Below are 939 nucleotides of genomic sequence, written 5' to 3' on the forward strand. Positions count from 1 at the left end.
TGTCTTCTCGTACCAGCGGCCATAGGCGGCCCCGATGCCGGTGCGATGCGACTGGAAGCCGATCTTGATCGGCGCCGAGCTCTGCGCCTGGCTGTAGCGGACGAAGCCGGGCGCCAGCGCAAGGCCCGCGCCGGCGGCGATGCCCTTCAGCGCGGTGCGGCGCGACAGCGTCGTCTTGGAGAGATCGAAAAATCCGTTCTTGTCAGCCATGTCGGTTCCCCTGTTTTTTCAGTCTTGACCAGCGATAAGGCGGCTAATCCATCCCGTTCCGAAGGATGGAAAAATTGCATGTGTACAAACTAAATCACCAAAGCTTTGGCCTGGCAAGCGAGCTTTACCCGACGGCATCGTTGGCACGCTTTGTGTCATCCGGCGGTCGGCGTGGCAAGCAACCAAAGGCCGAAGATCGTGTAGGCGATCATCAGCAAGGTGAGTGGCAATTGACTGAGCGCTGCGCGCGACGGCTGCCGATGGAGACGCCAGGCAAGGCCATGCGCGACGAGCACGGCCAGCACATGGCCGCCGATGATGACACCGGCCTGCAGATTCCAGAGCCACCGGGCCGACTCGGCGCCGGCGACAATGCCCGCCTCGACCATCCTGTCGGCGGTGCCGAAGAGATTCCAGCCGAGCGCGAAAGGATCGGAGAGCGCGACCAGCGCGTACTGGCCGTCGACCAGCAGCACCGCGAGGTAGTGCGCGATGTGATAGGCAAGCGCGATCGGCACGATCGACCAGACCAGCAGGCCGGCCGCCTCGCCGAAAGAATGTTTGTCGCCGGGGAGGAGCTGGCCGAGAAAGACGGCCAGGGCGAACACCGCCGCCAGCAAGACGAAGGTGAGCACCACGCCAAAACTGCCGATGCCGATCAGCGCGGTGCGGCCGGGATATTCCAGCGGATTGACACCGAACAGGCCGAGCCAGAAGAAGGTTTTCGAC

At 63.4% G+C, this 939-nt stretch carries 1 protein-coding gene and 1 pseudogene; both read right to left on the reverse strand.

What is annotated here, in order from left to right; translation table 11 throughout:
- Positions 1-210: twin-arginine translocation signal domain-containing protein (locus EOA27_RS38125; protein ID WP_127258925.1), on the reverse strand; the 210-nt coding region annotated here is incomplete at its 3' end.
- Between the two features lie 155 nt (positions 211-365).
- Positions 366-939 (reverse strand): annotated as a pseudogene (locus tag EOA27_RS38130) (hypothetical protein); the annotation flags it as partial.

Source organism: Mesorhizobium sp. M2A.F.Ca.ET.037.01.1.1 (assembly GCF_003998075.1).
GTDB lineage: Bacteria > Pseudomonadota > Alphaproteobacteria > Rhizobiales > Rhizobiaceae > Mesorhizobium.